This is a genomic window from Streptomyces glaucosporus, assembly GCF_039533345.1.
Taxonomy (GTDB): Bacteria; Actinomycetota; Actinomycetes; order Streptomycetales; family Streptomycetaceae; genus Streptomyces; species Streptomyces glaucosporus.
The window spans coordinates 40588-61650 of the sequence record NZ_BAAATJ010000023.1 but is presented as its reverse complement, the minus strand read 5'-3'; the positions used below and the strand labels follow the sequence as shown (position 1 = coordinate 61650).

Sequence of the window (21063 nt, the reverse complement as noted above, 5' to 3'; positions counted from 1 at the left end):
CCGCCCCCAGCATCCCAGGATTCGGGACCGGGCGGGAGCCGGGCCGCGGGACGCACGGGGGGCGTGCGGGTGGTGGGTGTGCGGGTTCAGTTCCGCCAGGGGAGTTCGGCGGTGATGGTGGTGGGGCCGCCGGTGGGGGAGTCGATGAGGAGGAGGCCGTCGACGGAGTCGAGGCGTTCGGTGAGGCCGGCGAGTCCGGTGCCGGGGGCGGGGGTGGCGCCGCCGTGGCCGTTGTCGGTGATCTGGAGGAGGAGGCGGTCGTCGGTGCGCCACAGGTCGAGGGTGGCGGTGGTGGCGTGGCTGTGTTTGCTGATGTTCTGGAGGAGTTCGGAGGCGGTGAAGTAGGCGATGGCCTCGATGGCGGGGGCGGGGCGGGTGGTGAGGTCGTCGGTGATGGTGACGGGGACGGTGCAGCGGGCGGCGAGGGCGGAGAGGGCGGGGCCGAGGCCGCGGTCGGTGAGGATGGCGGGGTGGATGCCGCGGGCGAGGTCGCGGAGTTCGGCGAGGGCGAGTTTCACTTCGCCGTGGGCTTCGTCGACCATGCGGGCGGCGGTCTGGGGGTCTTCGAGGAGTTTCTCCTTGGCCAGGCCGAGGTCCATGGCGAGGGCGACGAGGCGGGCCTGGGCGCCGTCGTGGAGGTCGCGTTCGATGCGGCGCAGGTCGGCGGAGGCGGTGTCGGCGACCACCCGCCGCCCCGACTCCAGCTCCCGCATCCGGGAGGCCAGACGCGACGGCCCCAGCAGGCCCCGGACCAGCACCCGGTCCACCCCGGTCAGCCCGCGCACGACCCACGGCGCGAGCAGGACGAGCACCAGCCCGGTGGCGCAGGTCGCGGCGATCTCCGGCGGGCTGTCCAGGTACCAGCCGTTGCCGCGGCCGTCCCCGTACATCTGCAGCCCCGGCTGGTCGGCGTAGCGGGGGAGGACCCAGAACCACAGCGGGTACGCCGCCATCCCCCAGCCCAGCGCCCAGAACGGCAGCGCCACGCAGAAGGAGAACACCGCCCACGGGAAGTGGAGCAGCGCGTACAGCAGGTGCCGCCAGGACGTCCCGCTCCGCAGCAGCGCCCACACCCACGCCGTCGCGCCCCTGCCGCGCCGTTCGGCGCCGACCGGCTCCGGGTCGCCCGGTTCCATGCCCAGCAGGGCGCGGGCGCGGGCGCGCTCCAGGGCGCCGATGCCCCGCGCGGTCGCCAGGGCGAGGGCCAGCAGCGGCACGCCGAGGAAGGTGACCAGCAGCCCGATGCCGGCCGAGGTCAGGGCGAGGGTGAGGGCGAAGGCGGCGGCGGCGAGCGGCAGACCGGTCAGGACGTGGAGGAACTCCCGCCAGGCGTGCCCCCCGAAGGGGGCGCGCAGCGCCGCGGGGACACGAGGCCGGCGGGCCGCCGGGAGGGGGCGGGCGGTGGTCATGGGGCCATCCGTTCTGGGGGCGTCTCCGTGGACGTGCCCGCGGACGTGTTGTGGGCGTGTCCGTGGGCGTCGTCCGGGTGCGGGCCGGGCCGCCGCGCGGCCCGCACCCCAGGGTCGTCCGTGGCGGGGAGCGGGGCCATGGAGCGTGTCGGCGTCCCGGCCCGGGGGTTTTCCCCACCGCCGCGGTCCGGGGAACCGGGGCGCGGTGGTGGGTGTGCGGGTTCAGTTCCGCCAGGGGAGTTCGGCGGTGATGGTGGTGGGGCCGCCGGTGGGGGAGTCGATGAGGAGGAGGCCGTCGACGGAGTCGAGGCGTTCGGTGAGGCCGGCGAGTCCGGTGCCGGGGGCGGGGGTGGCGCCGCCGTGGCCGTTGTCGGTGATCTGGAGGAGGAGGCGGTCGTCGGTGCGCCACAGGTCGAGGGTGGCGGTGGTGGCGTGGCTGTGTTTGCTGATGTTCTGGAGGAGTTCGGAGGCGGTGAAGTAGGCGATGGCCTCGATGGCGGGGGCGGGGCGGGTGGTGAGGTCGTCGGTGATGGTGACGGGGACGGTGCAGCGGGCGGCGAGGGCGGAGAGGGCGGGGCCGAGGCCGCGGTCGGTGAGGATGGCGGGGTGGATGCCGCGGGCGAGGTCGCGGAGTTCGGCGAGGGCGAGTTTCACTTCGCCGTGGGCTTCGTCGACCATGCGGGCGGCGGTCTGGGGGTCTTCGAGGAGTTTCTCCTTGGCCAGGCCGAGGTCCATGGCGAGGGCGACGAGGCGGGCCTGGGCGCCGTCGTGGAGGTCGCGTTCGATGCGGCGCAGGTCGGCGGAGGCGGTGTCGGCGACCACCCGCCGCCCCGACTCCAGCTCGGCGATCCGCCGTTCCAGTTCGTCCGAGGGGGACAGCAGCGCGCGCACCATCACCCGGTCCACGTGGGTCAGTCCGCGCGCCAGCCAGGGCAGGACGGGCCAGGCGACGAAGAGGGAGGCCAGGGTCACGGCGAAGGTGGTGATCCCCCACGGCAGGCGGATGAAGGAGTAGAGCGCGTGCCGCCAGCCGACCGGGTCCTTCAGCCCCGCCCACAGCCGGGGGAGGAGACCGCCGTGCGCCCGGTGCGGGATCGGGGTCGGCGCGTCGATCCGCACGCCCAGCAGCACCCGGGCCCGGGCGCGCTCCAGCGCGCCGAGCCGGCGGCAGCCCACCAGGCCGAGGACCAGTACCGGCAGCCCGACCACGGTGACCGACAGCAGCGCCCCGCAGAAGAACCACGCGCAGACGTAGACGAAGCCGAGGACGTCCAGCGGCAGGTTCAGCAGGAGGTGGGCGATCTCCTTCACGGTCGGCGCGCCGAGCGGGGGCCGCGGCGGGGGCAGCCGGTCGCCGTCGCCGCCGTCGTGCTTCCTTCCGGAACCGGTTCCGGAACCGCGGACGGCGCCGGGGACGCGGGTGCTGTGCGGGCCGTCGTGCCGTACGCGGCCGGGGGTCGGGGAACTCGCGGTCATGCGCACAGACTGCCGCGCGCCGGGTGCGCGCCGCCATGGGGCGGGCGGGCGACACGGGAAGGGGGCCGGCCCCACCCCGCCCCCGGACGGGGCGGTCCCTCCGGCGGACGCAGGGCCTAGACTCGCCTACCGACGGAGCGCTGCACTGATGCGAACACCACCGAGCGAGGGACGGACGTGCCGGACTACTTCCACGGCTACGCGGTCGTCGGGCTGGTCGCGGTCGTCGGGGTGCTCTTCGTGGCCGCGGCCTTCGGCGCCGGACGGCTGCTGAGGCCGGAGGCGCCGACGCCGGAGAAGCTGCTGACGTACGAGTGCGGGGTCGATCCCGTCGGCGAGGGCTGGGCGCACACCCAGGTCCGCTACTACGTGTACGCCTTCCTCTACGTCGTCTTCGCCGTCGACTCGGTCTTCCTCTTCCCCTGGGCCACGGTCTTCGCCGCACCCGGCTTCGGCGGGGTGACACTGGTGGAGATGTTCGTCTTCCTCGGCTTCCTGGCCGTGGGGCTGCTCTACGCATGGAAGAAGGGCGTCCTGGCATGGACGTGACCCCCCGTACCGCACCGCCCGCCTCTCCGCCGCCCGCGGACCTGCCGGAGCCCCGCCGGCTGGGCGGGCTGGCCCGGCTGGCGCCGGAACCCATGAAGGTGGTCCTGAACTGGGGCCGCCGCTACAGCCTGTGGGTCTTCAACTTCGGGCTCGCCTGCTGCGCCATCGAGTTCATCGCCGCGTCGATGTCCCGCCACGACTTCATCCGCCTCGGCGTCATCCCCTTCGCGCCGGGTCCGCGCCAGGCCGACCTGATGGTCGTCTCGGGCACGGTCACCGACAAGATGGCCCCGGCGGTCAGGCGGCTCTACGAGCAGATGCCCGAACCGAAGTACGTGATCTCCTTCGGGGCCTGCTCCAACTGCGGCGGCCCCTACTGGGACTCCTACTCGGTCACCAAGGGCGTGGACCAGATCATCCCGGTCGACGTCTACGTGCCCGGCTGTCCGCCGCGGCCCGAGGCGCTCCTCCAGGGCATCCTCAAGCTCCAGGAGAAGATCGCCCGGGAGTCGCCCGCCGAGCGCCACGGCCACCGAGCCGCGCCGTCCGGGCCGCCGGCGCCGTCCGCGCCCTCGAAGGCCGCCCTGACCAGCGGCCTGGTCCCCCCGCCCCCGCCCCCGGCCCCGGGCGCGGCAGCGGAGGAGGACCGCACGTGACCGGTCCCCACCCGTCCGGCACCGGATGGCTGCCCCGGCCGGCCGAGGAGGTCTTCGGAGCGGGCGCGAGCGCCTCGGAGGCGTACGGGCTGCTGACCGTCGACGTGCCGGCCGAGCGCTGGATCCAGGCGCTGACGGCCGCGCGCGACGGGCTGGGCTGCACCTACTTCGACTGGCTGAGCGCCGTGGACGAGCCGGGCACGGGCTTCCGCGTCTGCGCCCACCTGGCCGCGCTGGGCACGCCGGTGCGGCGGCTGCTGGTACGGACCACCGTGCCGCACGAGGCGCCCGAGCTGCCCACCGCCACCGGGGTGTACGCCGGGGCGGCCTGGCACGAGCGGGAGACGTACGAGATGTTCGGCGTCGTCTTCGCGGGCCACCCGAACCCGGCGCCGCTGCTGCTGCCCGACGGCTTCGAGGGTCATCCGCTGCGGAAGGACTTCGTGCTGGCGGCCCGCGTCGCCAAGGCGTGGCCGGGGGCCAAGGAGCCGGGGGAGTCCGGCGCGGGCGGTCCGAGGCGGCGGCAGGCGCTGCCGCCGGGCGTGCCCGATCCCAACGAGTGGGGGCCCCTCAAGGGGCGGCTTCCCGAGGCTCCAGCCCGTCCGGCCCGCGGCCGGGCTGCGGGCACGGCGGGGGGTGCGGCTGCGGGCACGGCGGGGAGTGCGGGCGAACGGCCGCGCCGGATGCGCAGCGCGAGCGCCGGATCGGCGAGCCAGCGCGCCGCCGGGGCCGCGGAGTCCCCGGGAGGCTCGGAGACCTCCGCGCCGCGCCGGATGCGCAGCGCGTCGGAGGGTTCGGCCAGTCAGCGGGCGGCGGGCGCCCCGGCCGGGCGGCCGGACCGGGCGCCGCGCCGGATGCGCAGCGCGTCGGAGGGCTCGGCCAGTCAGCGGGCCGCCGGCCGGCCCGCAGGGGAACCGGGGCGCCGCAGCACGGACGCCCCCTGGCTCAAGGCCGCCGGACCGGGCGGACCGGTCGAACCGGCCGGCGAGACGTCGGACGAGGCGGCCCACCGCGTCCACGGACGCGGCGAGCGGGCCGGAACGCCGCTCGCCGAGGGCGGCGGCGCCTCCGCCGCCAACGCCCCCGAGGACCCGGCCGGCCCGCAGGGGAACCGGGCCGCCGCCGCACGGCCCGCCCCGGAGCCCGAGGACGGCAGCGGCGAGGACGGCAGCGGCAAGGGGAACGGCAGCGGCGGCGAGCAGGACGGGACGACGGGAGGCGGCGCCTGATGGACGTGCTCGACGTCGCCTGGCGGCTGCTGGCCGTCCTCCTCGCCTTCCTCACCCTGCCCCTGCTGGTGGGACAGACCGAGCACAAGGTCATGGCCCACATGCAGGGCAGGGTCGGCCCGATGTACGCGGGCGGCTTCCACGGCTGGGCCCAGCTCGTCGCCGACGGGGTGAAGTTCGCCCAGAAGGAGGACATCGTCCCGGCGGACGCCGACCGCGGGATCTTCCGGCTCGCGCCCGCCGTCGCCCTCCTCCCGTACCTGCTGGTGCTGGTCGCGATCCCGGTCGGACCGGACGGCATGGTCGGCCAGGCCGTCGACGCGGGGATCTTCTTCGTCCTCGCCGTGATGGGCGTCGGCGTGCTCGGCTCCCTCATGGGCGGCTGGGCCTCGGCCAACAAGTTCTCCCTGCTGGGGGGTCTCAGGACGGCCGCCCAGCTCATGGCGTACGAGCTGCCGCTGCTGCTCGCCGCCGCCTCCGTCGCCATGGCCGCGGGCACCGTCTCGCTCACCGGCATCCTGGAGGCGTTCCAGTGGTGGTGGGTGCCGTGGCAGATCGTCGGCGCCTTCGTCTTCTTCACCGCGGGGCTCGCCGAACTCCAGCGTCCGCCCTTCGACGCGCCCGTCGCCGACTCCGAGATCATCTTCGGCGCGTACACCGAGTACACCGGTCTGCGCTTCGCCTTCTTCCTGCTCGCCGAGTACGCGGGCATCGTCGTCCTCTCCGCGCTGACCGCGGTGCTGTTCCTCGGCGGCTGGCACGGCCCGTTCGCCGGCGACCTCGGCTGGCTGTGGACGCTGCTGAAGACGGCTCTCCTCGCCTTCGTCGTCATCTGGCTGCGGGTGAGCTACCCCCGGCTGCGCGAGGACCAGATCCAGCGGTTCGCCTGGACCGTGCTCGTCCCCCTCGCCCTCCTGCAGATCGCGCTCACCGGTGTGATCAAGGTGGTGATCCAGTAATGGCCCTCCCCGGCAGCGGCCTGGCCAAGGGCCTGGCCGTCACCCTCCGCACCATGACCCGGCGCACGGTCACCGCGCACTACCCGGACGTCCAGCCCGAGCTGCCCCCGCGCAGCCGGGGGGTGATCGGGCTGTTCGAGGAGAACTGCACGGTGTGCATGCTGTGCGCCCGCGAGTGCCCCGACTGGTGCATCTACATCGACTCCCACAAGGAGACGGTGCCGCCCGCCGCCCCCGGTGGACGCGAGCGCAGCCGCAACGTCCTCGACCGCTTCGCCATCGACTTCGCGCTGTGCATGTACTGCGGCATCTGCGTCGAGGTCTGCCCCTTCGACGCGCTGTTCTGGTCGCCGGAGTTCGAGTACGCCGAGACCGACATCCGCGACCTCACCCACGAACGCGACCGGCTCCGCGAGTGGATGTGGACGGTCCCCGCCCCGCCCCCGCTCGACCCGGCGGCCGAGGAGCCCAAGGAGATCGCCGCCGCCCGCAAGGCCGCCGAGAAGCGGCAGCGGGAGGCCGGGCGGCAGGAGGGCGACGCGTGAGCACCGCCACCGCAGCGCGGCTCGCGGCCGACGCCCCCGGCTTCCTGTCGCCCACCGGCGTCGAGATCCTCTTCCTCCTCGTCGGCGTCCTCACCCTGGGCGCCGCCGTCGTCTCCGTCACCAGCAGACAGCTCGTCCACGCCGCGCTGTGGCTGGTGGTGGCGCTCGGCGGGATCGCCGTGGAGTACCTGCTGCTGTCCGCCGAGTTCATCGCCTGGGTGCAGGTCCTGATCTACGTCGGGTCCGTGGTGGTCCTCCTCCTCTTCGGCCTGATGCTCACCAAGGCGCCCATCGGCCGCTCGCCGGACGCCGACTCCGGCAACCGTCCCGTCGCCCTCGCGGTGGCCGTCACCGCCGCCGCCGTCCTGGTCACGGTGGTGGTGGACGCCTTCCGCGCCACCTGGATCGACCTGGACGCCGGCGGGCCGCAGGGCACCACCCGCGTCACCGGGGAGATCCTCTTCCGGCACTGGGTGCTGCCCTTCGAGGCCCTCTCCGTGCTGCTGCTCGCCGCGCTCGTCGGGGCGATCGTCCTGTCCCGCCGGAAGGACGGCCGGGCCGCGGGGAACGGCCCGGGGGGCGGCGGGGCGAACGGAGGGGACCGCTGATGCACCTCGCCTACCCCGCCGTCCTCGCCGTCCTGCTGTTCTGCACCGGCCTGTACGGCGTCCTCGCCCGGCGCAACGCGATCCTCGTCCTGATGTCGGTCGAGCTGATGCTCAACGCCGTCAACCTCAACCTCGTCGCCTTCGACGTCTGGCTCCGCGACGCCCTCCACGCGGGCCAGGCCCTCACCCTCTTCACCATCGCCGTCGCCGCCGCCGAGATCGGCATCGGCCTGGCCATCGTGCTGCTCGTGTACCGCAACCGGGGCACCTCCGACATCGACCGGCTCCGCGCCCTCGCCGAGACCGGCGAGGGCGCCGGCCGGGAAGACACGGAAGACAGGGAGAACACGGGGGACAGGGAGCACACGGGGAGCGGCGGCGCCGGGGCGGCAGCCGCCGCCGACAAGCCCGCCGACACGCGTCCGACCAGGGGAGAGGCCACCGCGTGACCACCACGACCCTCGCCGTCCTCGTCCCGCTGCTGCCCTTCCTCGGCGCCCTCGCCGGTCTCCTCCTCGGCCGCCGCCTCCCCGCCTGCACGCGTCCCCTGGCCGTCCTCCCCACCCTCGTCTCGGCCCTGCTCGCCGTCGCCGTCGCCCTCCGCCAGGGCGGCGGGGACGCCCTGACCGGCGCCGCCCTCCTCACCCCCACGGGCAACGACGCGCTGCCCGTCGAACTCGCCTTCCACCTCGACGGCTTCGCCGCCCTCGTCGCGGTCCTCGTCGGGACCGTCGCCACCTGCGTGCAGGTCTACTCCACCGGCTACCTGCGCGACGACCCGCGCTACCCCTCCTACGCCGCGCTGGTCTCCCTCTTCACCGCCGCGATGCTGCTGGTCGTCTACAGCGACGACCTGATCGTGCTGCTGGTCGGCTGGGAGGTCATGGGCATCTGCTCGTACTTCCTGGTGGGCCACTACTGGGAGACCCCGGCCGCCCGCGCCGCCTCCCTCAAGGCGTTCCTCGTCACCAAGCTCGGCGACGTGCCGTTCGTCATCGGCATCCTGGCGCTGGGCTCCGAAGCGGGGACGTTCCGCATCTCCACGATCGTCACCCGCCTCACCTCCCCGCTGTCCTCCTTCGAACTCGATCACCCCACCGCCGTCGCGCTGCTGCTGCTCGCCGGGGTCGCGGGCAAGTCCGCGCAGTTCCCGCTGCACACCTGGCTGCCGGACGCGATGGCGGGCCCGACGCCGGTCTCCGCGCTGATCCACGCCGCCACCATGGTCGCGGCCGGCGTCTACTTCGTCGCGCGGCTGCTGCCCGTCTTCACCGCCTCCGCCACCGCGCTCGCCGTCCTCGCCGCGCTGGCCGCCGTCACCATGGTCGGCTCGGCGCTGGCCGCCCTCGCCCAGGACGACGTCAAACGCGTCCTGGCCTACTCCACCGTCGGCCAGCTCGGCTACATGACCGGCGCCCTGGCCGTCGCCGACCGCGGCGCCGCCGTCTTCCACCTGATCTCGCACGGCGTGTTCAAGGCGCTGCTCTTCCTCGCCGCGGGCGTGCTCATCCACGCCGCCGGCACCAACTCCCTCGCCGCGATGTCGCGCATGCGGGGTCTGGCGAAGCGGGTCCCCGACGCCTACTGGACGATGACCGTCGCCCTGCTGGCGCTCGCCGCCGTGCCGCCCTTCGCGGGCTTCTTCTCCAAGGAGGCCGTCCTGGGCGCCGCCGAGCACGCCGCCCTCGACCCCACCGCTCCGGCGAGCCACGCCGTTCCGGCCGCCGCGGGCTGGACCGTCCTGCTCGCCGGGCTGCTGACCGCCCTCCTCACCGCCGCGTACGCCGCGCGCCTGTGGCTGCTCGCCTTCCACGGCGGCGCCGGGTCCGCCGCATCCGCCGTGTACGAGGCCCCCGAGCACGAGCGCCCGCCGGCCGCGATGAACACCGTGCTGTGGGTGCTGGCCGGGCCCACCATCGCCGCCGGACTCCTCTACGGCGCCCTGCCCGACTGGTTCGACGGCGGCAGCCTCGCCCCCACCCTCACCACCTCCGTCCTGGCCACCGGCCTGGCCGCCGCCGGCGCCCTGATCACCTACGCCGCCTGGCGGCACACCACGGCGAAGGCCGCCGCGCGCGTCCCGCTCGGAGCCCTGGCGGCCCACCCGGACGCGGCCCCCGACCGCCCGTCGCCCGGACGGCCCTCGCCGGGGCGTCCCGCGCCGCAGTTCTCGACGTCGGAGGCCGAGGCCGTCGCCACCCACCGGCCCGCCTACGGCGACATCGCGGCGGCCGACGACCCCGCCGACCCCGGCCGCGTCCTGCTGGGCCCCCTCCACCGCCACGCCGCCCGCGGCTTCCACCTCGACGCCGTGTACGCGGCCGTCGCCGTGCGCCCCGTCCGGGCCGCCGCGCGGCTCGTCCGCTTCCTCGACCGCGAGGTCGTCGACGCCTATGTGAACGGCGCGGGCGGCACCGCCCGGCTGCTGGGCGCGGCCGTGCGCCGCGCCCAGACCGGCAACGTGCAGACCTACCTCGGCGTCCTCCTCGCCGGCTCCCTCGTCCTGGCCGTGGCCGCCGTCCTCGTCGCCGCCGGAGCGTGACCCGTGATCCCCCTGAACGACACCCTGGCGCAGCTCCTCGTGGCCGTCGTCGTGCTGCCCCTGATCGGCGCGGTCGCCGCCCTCCTGCCCGCCCCGCCCGGGCTGAAGGGCAGGAGCCCCGAGCAGGCCGTGCTGCGCCACGGGGTCACCGTCACCGGAGCCGTCCTCGCCGCCGCCGTCCTGCTGGCGGCCGGCTTCGACCACGGCCGTCCGGGCACCGTGCAGGCCGAGACCGACGTCTCCTGGATCCCGGCACTGGACATCCGGCTCCACCTGGGCGTCGACGGCGTCTCGCTCCCGCTGGTCGTGCTGACCGCGCTGTTGTTCTTCCTGTGCGCGCTGTACAGCTACCGGCGCGTGCCCGACGGCCCGCGCCCGGCGGCGTTCGTCGCGCTCCTGCTGGTCCTGGAGGCGGGAACGCTGGCGGCCTTCGCCGTGCTGGACCTGATGCTGTTCTTCCTCGCCTTCGAGACGGTCCTGATCCCGATGTACTTCCTCATCGCCCGCTGGGGCGGCGAGGGACGGGAGGCCGCCGCGCGGAAGTTCGTCCTCTACACGCTGCTGGGCTCCGTGGTGATGCTGCTCGGGCTGCTGCTGCTCGGCCTGAACGCGCCCGGCGGCCCCACCTTCGACATGACGGCGCTCGCCGCGAACCACGGCCGGGACGTGAGCCGTACCGTCCAGTTCCTGGCGGCCCTCGCGATCGGGATCGGCCTGGCCGTCAAGACGCCGATGTGGCCGCTGCACAGCTGGCTGCCGGACGCCCACACCGCGGCGCCGACCGCCGGCTCGGTCCTGCTGGCGGGCGTCCTGCTGAAGATGGGCACCTACGGCCTGGTCCGGATCGTCCTGCCCATGGCGCCCGACGGCATCCACGCCCTCGCCCCGTACCTGGGGGCCTTCGCGGTGACGGGCATCGTCTACGGTTCGCTGGCCTGCCTCTTCCTGGCGCGGCACGGCAACGGCGGCGACCTCAAGCGGCTGATCGCCTACTCCTCCGTGGGCCACATGGGCTTCGTGCTGCTGGGCATCGCCACCCTCACCCGCGCCGGCGTCAACGGCGCGCTGTTCGCCAACGTCGCCCACGGCCTGATCACCGGCCTGCTGTTCTTCCTCGTCGGCGCGGTCAAGGAGCGCACCGGCACCACGAACCTGGACCGGCTCGCACTCGACGGCGACGGGAGCGGCGCCGCGCTGTACGGGCGCGCCCCCCGGCTCGGCGGACTGCTCGCCTTCGCCGCGGTGGCCTCCCTGGGGCTGCCCGGGCTCGCCGGGTTCTGGGGCGAGATGCTGGCGCTGCTCGGCGCCTACCACCCCGCCGACGGCCTCAGCCGCCCGGCGTACCTGGTCTACATGGCCGTCGGCGCGCTGGGCACCCTGCTGACCGCCGCCTACCTGCTCGTGGTCGTCCGCCGGGTCTGCATGGGGCAGCCGCCCACCTCGGGGGCGACCCTCGCCCTGGCGGACGTCCGCGCCCACGAGTTCGCCGCCTGGACGCCGCTGGCCGTCCTCACCGTCCTGGCCGGACTGTGGCCCGCGCTCCTCCTCGGGCTCACCGAACCGGCCGTGCAGAACCTCCTGCCGGGAGTCAGCCGATGACCGTGCTCGCCCAGGAGTCCGCCGGGAACGCGGTCCAGTCCGTCGACTGGCTCGCGATCGCCCCGCCCGTCCTCGCCGCGCTGGGCGCCCTGGCCGTCCTGGTCGCCGACCTCTTCCTGCCCGGGCACCGCAAGCCGCTGCTCGGCCGGATCGCGACCGCCTTCCTGGTGCTCGCCGCGCTCTCCCTGCTGCCGTCGGCCGCCGGGGACCGCGCGACGTTCTGCCTCACCGCCGACCCGGGGGTGTGCTCCTACGTCGCCGACCCGTTCGCCGTGGCCGTCCAGCTCCTGGTGCTCGGCGCCGCGGCACTGGCCGCCCTGCTGTCGATGACGGCCGTGCGGGACGAGGGGCTGCCGGCCGGCGAGTACTGGTTCCTGCTGCTGTCCTCCACCGCCGGCGCCGCGCTGCTGCCCGCCTCCCGCGACCTGGCGACCCTGATCGTGGCCCTGGAGGTCGCCTCCCTGCCGTCGTTCGCCCTGGTGGGGCTGCGCCGCGGGGACGGGCGCTCCTCCGAGGCGGCCCTGAAGTTCTTCCTCTCCTCGGTCACCGCCACCGCCGTGAGCCTGCTGGGCGTGAGCTTCGTCTACGCCGCCACCGGCTCGATGCACCTGAGCGAGGTCGCCGACGGGCTGCGCGACATCGGCGCGGACCTGGAGACGCTGGCCGCCGCCGGTGTCGTCCTCACCCTCGTCGGCTTCGCCTTCAAGACCGCCGCCGTCCCCTTCCACTTCTGGGTGCCGGACACCTACGCCGGCGCGCCGCTGCCGGTGGCCGCCTACCTGTCCGTCATCGGCAAGGCGGTGGGCTTCTCCGGGCTGGTCCTGGTGACCGTCGAGGCGTTCCCGGCGTACGGCCGGCTCTGGGGCCCGGTCCTGGCCGTCCTGGCGGCCCTCACCATGACCGCGGGCAACGTGGCCGCGCTGCGGCAGCGCCCCGACCGCGCGCACGGCGCGGTGCGCCTGCTGGCCTGGTCCTCCGTGGGACAGGCCGGCTACCTGCTGGTGCCGGTCGCCGCCGCCGCGTACGCGGACGAGCCGGGGAGGGCCGTGGGCGCGACCGTCGCCTACGCCCTGATGTACGCCGCGGTGAACCTCGGCGCCTTCGGGGTCGCCGCCCATGTGGGCCGCACCGCCTCCGCCAACCGGATCGCCGACTACCGCGGCCTGTACGCCGCCCACCCCGCGGCCGCCCTCGCCCTGGCGTTCTTCCTGCTGTGCCTGGCCGGTCTGCCGCCGGGGGTCGTCGGCCTGTTCGCCAAGGTCGCGGTCTTCTCGGCGGCCGTGGACGCGGGCCTGGGCTGGCTGGCCGTGGTGATGGCGGTGAACGTCGTGATCGCCCTGTACTACTACCTGGCGTGGACGGCGGTGCTCTTCCGCCCTCCCGCCGGACCGGTTCCGGCGGGGGCCGGCGCCCGTCCGCGCATGGACGGGCCGCTCACCGCCGCGATCGGGACGGCCGCCGCCTCGGGCCTCGTCCTTTCGGGTGCTCCCCAGCTCGTCATGCGCTTCGCCGCCGACGTGCTGCTTTAGGCGGCGGGGCGCCGGGAACCCAGCATCCCCGCGTGGCGTTGACCTTTCAGGAAAGGGTCCGCCGAATCCGTCAAAAGGCGGAGACACCAGCACAAGAGGGGCCACGCGGGGCCGTACCGAGGGGTTCCCCGCCGCACCACCTGGAGGGCGTACCGTGCACCGCCGGCACAACGGGCTGAAGACGGCCCTGCTTCTCGGGGGACTGTCCGCGCTCATCATCGTCATCGGCGGCTTCTTCGGCCGTACGGGCCTGATCGCGGCGCTGGCCGTCGCCATCGGCACGAACGCCTACGCCTGGTGGAACAGCGACAAGCTGGCCCTGCGCGCGATGCGGGCCCGGCCGGTCAGCGAGTTCGAGGCGCCGGAGCTCTTCCGCATGGTCCGGGAGCTGTCCACGGCGGCCCGGCAGCCCATGCCGCGCCTGTACATCTCGCCGACCCAGGCGCCCAACGCGTTCGCCACCGGCCGCAACCCGCGCAACGCCGCGGTCTGCTGCACCGAGGGGATCCTGCGGATCCTCGACGAGCGCGAGCTGCGCGGCGTCATCGGGCACGAGCTCAGCCACGTCTACAACCGCGACATCCTCGTCTCGTCCGTCGCGGGCGCGCTGGCCTCGGTGGTGATGTTCCTGGTCAACTTCGCCTGGCTGATCCCGGTGGGCCGGTCGGACGACGACGAGGGCCCCGGTCTGGCCGGCATGTTGCTGATCATGCTGCTGGGGCCGGTCGCCGCGTCGCTGATCCGGCTCGCGGTCAGCCGTTCCCGGGAGTACGAGGCGGACGCCTCCGGAGCCCGCCTCACCGGCGATCCGCTCGCCCTCGCCTCGGCCCTGGGCAAGCTGGAGGCCGGTACGAGGAGGCTTCCGCTGCCGCCCGAGCCCCGGCTGGAGACGGCGAGCCACATGATGATCGCCAACCCGTTCCGCCCCGGTGACGGGCTGTCCAGGCTGTTCTCCACCCATCCGCCGATGACCGACCGCATCGCCAGGCTGGAGAAGATGGCGGGGTGGGACTCGTGAGGACCCTCCTCAACCTCGTCTGGCTGCTCCTCTCCGGGCTGTGGATGGCCCTCGGGTACGCGGTCGCGGGCCTGGTCTGCCTGGTGCTGGTCGTCACGATCCCCTGGGGGATCGCCTGCTTCCGGATCGCCGCCTACGCCCTGTGGCCCTTCGGCCGCCGGGTCGCCCCGCGGCGCGACGCGGGCCTCGCCTCCGGGGCGGGCAACGTCGTCTGGCTGGTCTTCGCCGGGATATGGCTGACGCTGGGGCACATCGCCGCCGGCGTCGGGTTCTGCCTGACGGTCGTCGGCATCCCGTTCGGGATCGCCCACTTCAAGATGGTCCCCGTCTCGCTGACGCCGCTGGGCCGGGAGATCGTCCGCAGCGACACCGCGTACCCCTCGTACCGCTGGGACCGGAACCCGGTCGCCTAGGGTTCCGGCGCCGCGGCACCGGCCCACGGCGCCGGGCCGGTGCCGTCGCTCCATGCGGCGAGGGCGTCGCGGTCGACGCACAGGATCCCGCACTGCCGCGCGTACTCGACGGCGGGCGCCGTGAAGCCGCTGGTGGTCACCACGGCCGCCACCTGGGCCCCGTGGACGGTCCAGCAGGTGCCGCCGAAGCGCTGCACGTCCTGCGAGCCGACCTTGTTGGTCTCGCCGTACCGCTTGCACTGGATGACGACGCGCCGTCCGTCCGGGGCGGTGGCGACGACGTCGGCGCCGAGGTCGCCGGCGCCGCCGACGACCTCCACGTCCCGGCAGCCGTCCCGTTCGCACAGGGCGGCGACCGCCTGCTCGAACTCCTCCGACTCCAGGGCGGCGTAGTCGACCGCGGGCCGGGGAGGAGCGTGTCCGGGGGCGGGCCCGGCGGGATGTCCGGCGGTGTGCCCGGCCGCCGGGGGAGCCGTGGCCTCCAGCGTCTCCAGGGCGGTCTCGGCGCCCTCGGTCAGGGCCCCGACGGTCCGGCGGGCGGCCCTGGCGGCGCGGAAGCGGCGTCCGCCGCGCAGGACGGCCAGGGCGACCGGCGCGCAGAGCAGGCAGACGGCGACGACAGCGGCCGGGTGCCGCCCGGCCGCTGCGGCCAGCGCGCGCACCGTGAGTCCCGCGCAGACCAGGAGGATCGCGGCCAGGACGAAGGCCAGGGTCGTCCGCCGCAGGTCGAAGGCGGGACCGCGGCCCCTGGGGCGCGTACGGCGGGCGGGTGTGGCCATCGGCGGTGATCCTCCCGGCGGTTCGGACAGATCGTTACTGCCGTCTGCCCCGGTATCACCGCCTTCAACAGCGGGGCGCCGCCGTCAGCAGCCGACGCCGATGCAGCCCTTCTTCTTGATCACCTGATTGCCGCCCACCGTGCCGACGACCTCGAAGCCCTCGATCCTGACCCCGCCGTCGGTGTTGATCTCCGGATTCCTGTCGGCCTCGGCGGTCATCCTGGCGTCCTGGCCGTCCTGGGTCTTCCCGTCGCAGGTCAGGCGGAGGTTGTCGCCGCTGCCCTCGTCGGTGCAGTCGAGGCCGCCGTCGATGGGGTGCCCGGCCTGGTCGAAGGCCGCCTCCCCGGCCTGGGCCGCGGCGGTGCGGACGGCGGCGCCGGTGAGCTCGTTGTTCCCTCCGTCGCCTCCGCAGGCGGCGAGTGCGAACGTGCCGCACAGCAGCACGGCCGGCAGGGCGGTCCGTGTGGTCCTCTTCCTCATACGTCCTCCAGAGCGCGTGAGCGCGGGACGGTCCGCCCCCGAGTGCCCGGGAGCGTGCGCCTCCCAACCTCCGGAGCCCCGTTCACCGGTCGGCCGGGAGGCCGCGGCCGGGAAGTCGACCGCGAAGGCTTGGAGGATGGAAACATAGAAGTATGTCGCTTATGCGCTAAAGGCGAAAAAAGTAGTTTGGTAAACTAACTTTTGGACATCTCTTGACCTCTGATTGACCGACCCGTCCGGACGCACAGGAGGAACCCATTCACTCGCTGACGCCCGCCCGACCCGGTCCCCGCCCGCTCTCCGCCGTCGCACCCGGGAGGTGACCGCCCCATGGGACACGCGGACACCCTGCTCGCCATGGGCGGCGCCTTCGTCGCCGCCGCCGTTCTCGCCAGACTCGGAAGCCGGATCGGGCTTCCGACGATCCCCCTGTTCATCCTCGCCGGGGCGCTCCTCGGCCCGCACACCCCCGGTTTCGTGCTGGTGGACGACCCGCACGAACTGGAGATGCTCTCGGCCCTCGGCCTGGTGCTGCTGCTCTTCTACCTGGGCCTGGAGTTCCACCTCGACGACCTCAAGGCCGGGGGCAGGAAACTCACCCTGGCCGGAATCGTCTACCTGATCCTGAACGTGGGCGCCGGCCTGCTGTTCGGCTTCGCCCTGGGATGGGGCACCTCGGAGGCGTTCGTCCTCGCCGGTGTGCTGGGCATCTCGTCGTCGGCGATCATCACCAAGGTCCTGGTCGACCTCGGGCGCATCGGCAATCCCGAGACCAAGGCCATCCTCGGCATCATCGTCATCGACGACATCTTCCTGGCCGTCTACCTGGCCGCGCTCCAGCCGGTGATATCCGGTGCCGACAGCATGGCGTCCGCCGCCGCCCAGGCGGGCAGGGCCTTCGGCTTCCTGCTGGTGCTCGCCACCCTGGTCCGCTGGGGGACCGGTCTGATCGGACGGCTCATCGCGACCAGGGACAACGAACTGCTGGTGATCTCGTTCCTCGGCGCCGCGGTGCTGATGGCGGGCGTCGCCGAGGAGTTCGGCGTGGCCGACGTCATCGGCGCCTTCATGGTCGGCCTGATGCTCGGCAGCACGTCCTCGGGGGACCGGATCCGGGAGCTGGTCAACCCGCTCAGGGACGCCTTCGCCGCGATCTTCTTCTTCGCCTTCGGCCTGTCCATCGACCCCGGCGACCTGCCGAGCGTGCTGCTGCCCGTCCTGGTCGCGGTGGTCGTCACGCTGGCGATGAACCTGCTCTCCGGTCTGTTCACCGCCCGGATGTACGGCTTCGGTCCCGAGCCGACGGCCAATGTGGCCATCACCCTGACGGCACGCGGCGAGTTCGCGCTCATCCTGGCCACCATGGCCGCGAGCGCGGGCCTGGACGAGCGGCTCTCCCCGTTCATCGCGGGCTACGTCCTGGTCCTCGCCGTGCTCGCCCCGCTGGCCGCCGGCCGCTCCCGCTGGTTCGCCCGGGGGCTGGGCCGTCTCCTTCCCGGACACCGGTCCGGGAAGGAGACGAAGGAAACGGCGGGGGAGGCCCGGAAGGAAGCGGCGCCGGAGCCGGTGGCCGCCGAAGGCTGAGACGCCGGCCGGGCACCCGCGCCCGGCCGGCGGGGCCGGCCCGGACGTCCGCCGGGCCGGCCCCGCCGCTCAGCGGTAGTTCACGAACTGGATCGCGAAGTCGAAGTCCTTGCCCTTGAGCAGGGCGATGACCTCCTGCAGCGCGTCCCGGCTCTTGGAGCTCACCCGCAGTTCGTCGCCCTGCACCTGCGCCTTGACGCCCTTGGGTCCCTCGTCGCGGATGATCTTCGCGATCTTCTTGGCGTTCTCCTGGGAGATGCCCTCCTGGATCGACGCGAAGAGCTTGTACTCCTTGCCGGACGCCTGGGGCTCCCCGGCGTCCAGCGACTTCAGCGAGATGCCGCGCTTGATCAGCTTGGACTGGAAGACGTCGAGGATCGCCTTGACCCGCTCCTCGGAGTTGGCGCGCATCTCGATCTTCTCGCCCGACCAGGCGATGGAGGCGCCCACGCCCTTGAAGTCGTAGCGCTGGGAGATCTCCTTGGCGGCCTGGTTGAGGGCGTTGTCGACCTCCTGCCGCTCGACCTTCGAGACGATGTCGAAACTGGAGTCGGCCATCGTGGATTGGCTCCTCGTGCGTAGATCCGTCAGGGTGCGGCCGCGCGCGGCACGCGCCCGCCAGCCTAACCACGCGACACGGCGGTTCACCGCCGGACAACCAGGTGGCGAACCACCCCCCACCATCGGGTATGGTTATGCGCGTTGCCACGGGGAACAAACCCCGGGCGGCAAACCAGGCGGTGTGCCCGAGTGGCCAAAGGGAGCAGACTGTAAATCTGCCGGCTCAGCCTTCCTAGGTTCGAATCCTAGCGCCGCCACTTTCCGGGAACGGCCCCCGACCAGTCGACTGGTCGGGGGCCGTTCCGCATTCCGGGTCCGTACCGCCCGCCCGGCGCCCCCGCGCCGGGCGGGCGGATCCTCAGTCCGGCACCTCCGTGGCCTGCACGCCCAGCGTCGCGACCGCCTGGTCGACCGGGGTGTGGCCGCCGGTCAGCTCCAGCGTCACCCGCACGGTGCGGGGATCGTCCAGCAGGGCGAGGAGGACGGCCGCCACGTCGTCGCGCGTGACGTCGCCGCGCTCCACCTGGGCCTCCAGCCTCACGAGGCCGGTGCCCGGCTCGTTGGTGAGCCGGCCGGGGCGCAGGATCGTCCAGTCCAGGTCGAGGCGGCGGTGGAGGTCCTCCTCGGCGGCCCGCTTGGCGCGCAGATAGGCGGCGAAGACGGGCTCCGTGCCCTCCGGGGGCTCCCGGTCCGCGCCCATCGAGGAGACGAGGACGAAACGGCGCACCCCGGCGCGCTCGGCGGCGTCCGCGAAGAGGACGGCGGCCGCGCGATCCACGGTGTCCTTGCGGGCCGCGCCGCTGCCCGGACCGGCGCCCGCCGCGAAGACCGCGGCGTCGGCGCCCTCCAGATGGCGGGCGACCTCCTCCACGGAGGCCGACTCCAGGTCGCAGACGATCGGCTCGGCTCCCGCCGAGCGCAGGTCGTCCGCGTGCTCGGGCCGCCGGATGAGCCCTGCGACCTCGTCCCCGCGCCCGGCGAGCAGCCGCTCCAGCCGCAGCGCGATCTGACCGTGTCCACCAGCGATGACTGTGCGCATGCTCCGACCGTACGCCGCCGGGGCCCGGTCAGCGCTGTGACTGGCGGGGAAGCCCCGGTTCGGCGGTGCGGCCGTCCGCCGCGCCGACGGGGTCGCAGTACTCCCGCACCGCGCTGGTGCGGGCCACCACCCGGCCGCGGTGGACGACCAGGCGGCTGTACGCCAGGGACAGCGCCCCGGCGAGCGTGTCGCCGCGCACGGCCAGCAGCTCCGCCGGGGAACCGGCCTCGATCCGCGCCGGGGGCAGCCCCAGGGCTTGGCGGGCCCGCGTGCTCACCGCCTCGTACGCCGCCTCGGGACGGGCCCGGTCGCGCGAGACCAGCAGGTGGGCGGCCTCCAGCGGATCACCGCGCCCCACCGGGTTGGCCGTGTCCCGCAGCGCACCGCCGCCCGCGGCGACCCGTACGCCGGCCGCCTCCAGCAGCCGCACGGGCGTCGTGTGGCGGACGCGCAGCATCCCGCAGCCGCCCTGCGGCAGGCAGACCACCGTGATCCCGGACGCCGCCAGCGCCTCGGCGGTCCGGGCCGCGACCCGGTGGGGGAGCCGCGCCAGGCCGTCGCAGGGGCCGATGACCACCCCCGCCGGCAGGCCGCCCGCCAGTGCGGCGAACCGGGCCAGCCGGGCCGGTTCCCCGCCGCGGACGTGCAGGTCCACCGCGCGGCCGTACTCGGCCGCCACCGCCAGCACGGCCTCCAGGTGGCCCGCCGGGTCGGGATCGAGGTCCGGCCGGCCGCCCACCGCCTCCGCGCCCATCTCCACCGCCTCGCGCAGCACCGCCAGTCCGTCCGTCCCGGCCGTGCCGGTCAGCACCCCGGGCACCGCGACGACGCCGAGGTCCGCCAGGCCCCGCAGGGCCCGCCGGGCCCGGAGCACGGCGTCGAGGACGCGCAGCCCGGCGGCGTCGCCGACCCGTACGTGGGTGCGCAGCGCGGTGGCCCCGTGGCTCAGCTGGAGCAGGGCGGCCTCGGCGGCGCGCCGCTGGACGCGGCGGGGATCGCAGGGCCCCCGGGAGGCGTCCGGGGGCGGGGCGTGTCCGGGGTCGGCGGTCAGCGCGGTGTCGTAGTGGGCGTGGGGCTCGGCGGGCGCCGGCAGCAGGAGGTAGCCGGTGAGGTCGACCCGGACGGTCCGCGAGGGCGGCCGGGACGCGGGCGGGGGCGGCACGCCGCCCGCGGCGCCGACCGCCTCGATCCGGCCGCCGCCGATCCGTACGTCCACGGTGCGTCCGTCGGCGAGCCGGGCGTTGCACAGGAGGAGCGCGGTCGTTCCGGGGGCGGCGCCGCGATCGTGCTCCGCCGGTTCCTGCGGCTGGCTGTCGGGCATGGGGCTCCCGCGGTTCGCTCATGATCGCTGGTGTGGACCGAGCCTAGGACCGGGCCGGTGCGGCGGGGCGGCGGCAGCGCACGGAAGCCGGGATAAGTCGTACCGATGGCCCCTGGTGTCCCCCGTCCGGGGGATGCGGAGACGTCCGGACGAGGGCGTGGCCGATACGGATTTCACGTTCGGGGCCCGGACCGTGTAATGTCTTCATCGCTCGCCCCAATAGCTCAGTCGGCAGAGCGTCTCCATGGTAAGGAGAAGGTCTACGGTTCGATTCCGTATTGGGGCTCTGATGTGAGAGTCCCCCGTTTCGGCGGGGGGCACCCGCATCGCGGCGGTGTAGCTCAGTCGGTAGAGCAAACGGCTCATAATCGTTGTGTCACCGGTTCGAGTCCGGTCACCGCTACCTCATCCAGTAGCCGATTGCGGGGTCGGTCCTCCGATCGGCTACTATTCCTGCGTTAAACCGTCTCGTTCGTCAAGGAGCACTCACGTGGCTGCCACCGACGTCCGCCCGAAGATCACGCTGGCCTGCGTGGAGTGCAAGGAGCGGAACTACATCACCAAGAAGAACCGGCGCAACAACCCGGACCGTCTTGAGATGAAGAAGCACTGCCCGCGTTGCAACGCGCACACCGCGCACCGCGAGACGCGCTGAGCCGCGACGGCAAGGCCGCCGCGTTCCAGACGTCAGCACGAGGCCGTCCCCGTTGCGGGGGGCGGCCTCGTCGCGTTGCGGGGGGTGCGGAGGGCAGGGCACGCACCGACCA

The 21063-nt window shown here is 74.1% G+C and carries 21 protein-coding genes and 3 tRNA genes; 17 read left to right on the top strand and 7 right to left on the bottom strand.

Features of this window, described 5'->3' with window-relative positions; translation table 11 throughout:
• Positions 1–86: 86 nt before the first annotated feature.
• Together ABD358_RS21735 and ABD358_RS21730 are read right to left on the bottom strand one after the other, a co-directional pair.
• Positions 87–1409, bottom strand: coding sequence for a sensor histidine kinase (locus tag ABD358_RS21735; RefSeq protein WP_344632778.1), 1323 nt, complete (start codon positions 1407–1409; stop codon positions 87–89).
• Positions 1410–1631: 222 nt separating this feature from the next.
• Positions 1632–2885 carry a sensor histidine kinase gene (locus ABD358_RS21730; RefSeq protein WP_344632777.1) on the bottom strand — a complete coding sequence of 418 codons (1254 nt, stop codon included), beginning with the start codon at positions 2883–2885 and terminating at the stop codon, positions 1632–1634.
• Between the two features lie 177 nt (positions 2886–3062).
• On the opposite strand from ABD358_RS21730, the gene ABD358_RS21725 reads away from it, so the two are divergent.
• From ABD358_RS21725 to ABD358_RS21670, 12 genes are all read left to right on the top strand, one after another.
• Entirely contained in the window at positions 3063–3434 is a 372-nt protein-coding gene (locus ABD358_RS21725) for an NADH-quinone oxidoreductase subunit A (protein WP_344632776.1), read from the top strand.
• A complete protein-coding gene (locus ABD358_RS21720; RefSeq protein ID WP_344632775.1) occupies positions 3425–4090 on the top strand; it encodes an NADH-quinone oxidoreductase subunit B in 666 nt (221 codons plus the stop codon). The genes ABD358_RS21725 and ABD358_RS21720 overlap by 10 nt, the downstream gene beginning before the upstream one ends.
• Positions 4087–5319: an NADH-quinone oxidoreductase subunit C gene (locus ABD358_RS21715; RefSeq protein ID WP_344632774.1), complete on the top strand. Its 1233-nt coding sequence runs from the start codon at positions 4087–4089 to the stop codon at positions 5317–5319. Before ABD358_RS21720 ends, ABD358_RS21715 begins: the two co-directional genes overlap by 4 nt.
• Positions 5316–6278, top strand: coding sequence for a complex I subunit 1/NuoH family protein (locus ABD358_RS21710; protein WP_344632813.1), 963 nt, complete (start codon positions 5316–5318; stop codon positions 6276–6278). Before ABD358_RS21715 ends, ABD358_RS21710 begins: the two co-directional genes overlap by 4 nt.
• Complete coding sequence (locus ABD358_RS21705; protein ID WP_344632773.1) at positions 6278–6823, top strand: NuoI/complex I 23 kDa subunit family protein; 546 nt, start codon at positions 6278–6280, stop codon at positions 6821–6823. The genes ABD358_RS21710 and ABD358_RS21705 overlap by 1 nt, the downstream gene beginning before the upstream one ends.
• A complete protein-coding gene (locus ABD358_RS21700; RefSeq protein ID WP_344632772.1) occupies positions 6820–7431 on the top strand; it encodes an NADH-quinone oxidoreductase subunit J family protein in 612 nt (203 codons plus the stop codon). Before ABD358_RS21705 ends, ABD358_RS21700 begins: the two co-directional genes overlap by 4 nt.
• A complete protein-coding gene (gene nuoK, locus ABD358_RS21695) occupies positions 7431–7880 on the top strand; it encodes an NADH-quinone oxidoreductase subunit NuoK (protein ID WP_344632771.1) in 450 nt (149 codons plus the stop codon). The genes ABD358_RS21700 and nuoK overlap by 1 nt, the downstream gene beginning before the upstream one ends.
• Entirely contained in the window at positions 7877–9973 is a 2097-nt protein-coding gene (locus tag ABD358_RS21690; RefSeq protein WP_344632770.1) for an NADH-quinone oxidoreductase subunit 5 family protein, read from the top strand. The genes nuoK and ABD358_RS21690 overlap by 4 nt, the downstream gene beginning before the upstream one ends.
• 3 nt (positions 9974–9976) lie before the next feature.
• Positions 9977–11572, top strand: coding sequence for a complex I subunit 4 family protein (locus ABD358_RS21685; protein WP_344632769.1), 1596 nt, complete (start codon positions 9977–9979; stop codon positions 11570–11572).
• On the top strand, positions 11569–13101 hold the full coding sequence (locus ABD358_RS21680) for an NADH-quinone oxidoreductase subunit N (RefSeq protein WP_344632768.1): 1533 nt from the start codon (positions 11569–11571) through the stop codon (positions 13099–13101). Before ABD358_RS21685 ends, ABD358_RS21680 begins: the two co-directional genes overlap by 4 nt.
• Before the next feature lie 154 nt (positions 13102–13255).
• On the top strand, positions 13256–14119 hold the full coding sequence (gene htpX, locus ABD358_RS21675; protein ID WP_344632767.1) for a zinc metalloprotease HtpX: 864 nt from the start codon (positions 13256–13258) through the stop codon (positions 14117–14119).
• On the top strand, positions 14116–14532 hold the full coding sequence (locus ABD358_RS21670) for a YccF domain-containing protein (RefSeq protein WP_344632812.1): 417 nt from the start codon (positions 14116–14118) through the stop codon (positions 14530–14532). Before htpX ends, ABD358_RS21670 begins: the two co-directional genes overlap by 4 nt.
• Here ABD358_RS21670 and ABD358_RS21665 read toward each other — a convergent pair.
• Positions 14529–15311 (bottom strand): restriction endonuclease, encoded by a 783-nt coding sequence (locus tag ABD358_RS21665; RefSeq protein ID WP_344632766.1) that lies wholly within the window; start codon positions 15309–15311, stop codon positions 14529–14531. The genes ABD358_RS21670 and ABD358_RS21665 overlap by 4 nt on opposite strands.
• An 84-nt stretch (positions 15312–15395) precedes the next feature.
• On the bottom strand, positions 15396–15791 hold the full coding sequence (locus ABD358_RS21660; RefSeq protein ID WP_344632765.1) for a hypothetical protein: 396 nt from the start codon (positions 15789–15791) through the stop codon (positions 15396–15398).
• Between the two features lie 357 nt (positions 15792–16148).
• Between ABD358_RS21660 and ABD358_RS21655 the strand changes: the two genes are divergently transcribed.
• Positions 16149–17375, top strand: a complete 1227-nt coding sequence (locus ABD358_RS21655) for a cation:proton antiporter (protein WP_344632811.1) — start codon at positions 16149–16151, stop codon at positions 17373–17375.
• A gap of 69 nt (positions 17376–17444) precedes the next feature.
• Here ABD358_RS21655 and ABD358_RS21650 read toward each other — a convergent pair whose 3' ends face one another.
• Positions 17445–17933, bottom strand: a complete 489-nt coding sequence (locus tag ABD358_RS21650; protein WP_344632764.1) for a YajQ family cyclic di-GMP-binding protein — start codon at positions 17931–17933, stop codon at positions 17445–17447.
• A gap of 178 nt (positions 17934–18111) precedes the next feature.
• Here ABD358_RS21650 and ABD358_RS21645 point away from each other — a divergent pair.
• Positions 18112–18193: transfer RNA gene (locus ABD358_RS21645), tRNA-Tyr, on the top strand.
• Positions 18194–18294: 101 nt separating this feature from the next.
• Here the strand turns inward: ABD358_RS21645 and ABD358_RS21640 are convergent.
• Positions 18295–18975, bottom strand: a complete 681-nt coding sequence (locus ABD358_RS21640) for an NAD(P)H-binding protein (protein ID WP_344632763.1) — start codon at positions 18973–18975, stop codon at positions 18295–18297.
• A 28-nt stretch (positions 18976–19003) separates the two neighbouring features.
• Positions 19004–20296, bottom strand: a complete 1293-nt coding sequence (locus ABD358_RS21635; protein ID WP_344632762.1) for an amidohydrolase family protein — start codon at positions 20294–20296, stop codon at positions 19004–19006.
• Positions 20297–20509: 213 nt separating this feature from the next.
• On the opposite strand from ABD358_RS21635, the gene ABD358_RS21630 reads away from it, so the two are divergent.
• From ABD358_RS21630 to rpmG, 3 genes are all read left to right on the top strand, one after another.
• A tRNA-Thr gene (locus tag ABD358_RS21630) sits at positions 20510–20582 on the top strand.
• A 44-nt stretch (positions 20583–20626) separates the two neighbouring features.
• Positions 20627–20699 (top strand) — tRNA-Met (locus tag ABD358_RS21625).
• 87 nt (positions 20700–20786) lie between these two features.
• A complete protein-coding gene (rpmG, locus tag ABD358_RS21620; protein WP_003948671.1) occupies positions 20787–20951 on the top strand; it encodes a 50S ribosomal protein L33 in 165 nt (54 codons plus the stop codon).
• Positions 20952–21063 lie beyond the last annotated feature (112 nt).

Bases quoted from the DNA above. Each gene is read 5' to 3' on its own strand.
- ABD358_RS21660 (WP_344632765.1), bottom strand. From the start codon at position 15,791: ATGAGGAAGAGGACCACACGGACCGCCCTGCCGGCCGTGCTGCTGTGC.
- ABD358_RS21735 (WP_344632778.1), bottom strand. From the start codon at position 1,409: ATGACCACCGCCCGCCCCCTCCCGGCGGCCCGCCGGCCTCGTGTCCCC.
- ABD358_RS21665 (WP_344632766.1), bottom strand. From the start codon at position 15,311: ATGGCCACACCCGCCCGCCGTACGCGCCCCAGGGGCCGCGGTCCCGCC.
- ABD358_RS21650 (WP_344632764.1), bottom strand. From the start codon at position 17,933: ATGGCCGACTCCAGTTTCGACATCGTCTCGAAGGTCGAGCGGCAGGAG.
- ABD358_RS21730 (WP_344632777.1), bottom strand. From the start codon at position 2,885: ATGACCGCGAGTTCCCCGACCCCCGGCCGCGTACGGCACGACGGCCCG.
- ABD358_RS21635 (WP_344632762.1), bottom strand. From the start codon at position 20,296: ATGCCCGACAGCCAGCCGCAGGAACCGGCGGAGCACGATCGCGGCGCC.
- ABD358_RS21655 (WP_344632811.1), top strand. From the start codon at position 16,149: ATGGGCGGCGCCTTCGTCGCCGCCGCCGTTCTCGCCAGACTCGGAAGC.
- nuoK (WP_344632771.1), top strand. From the start codon at position 7,431: ATGCACCTCGCCTACCCCGCCGTCCTCGCCGTCCTGCTGTTCTGCACC.
- ABD358_RS21720 (WP_344632775.1), top strand. From the start codon at position 3,425: ATGGACGTGACCCCCCGTACCGCACCGCCCGCCTCTCCGCCGCCCGCG.
- ABD358_RS21705 (WP_344632773.1), top strand. From the start codon at position 6,278: ATGGCCCTCCCCGGCAGCGGCCTGGCCAAGGGCCTGGCCGTCACCCTC.
- ABD358_RS21680 (WP_344632768.1), top strand. From the start codon at position 11,569: ATGACCGTGCTCGCCCAGGAGTCCGCCGGGAACGCGGTCCAGTCCGTC.
- ABD358_RS21640 (WP_344632763.1), bottom strand. From the start codon at position 18,975: ATGCGCACAGTCATCGCTGGTGGACACGGTCAGATCGCGCTGCGGCTG.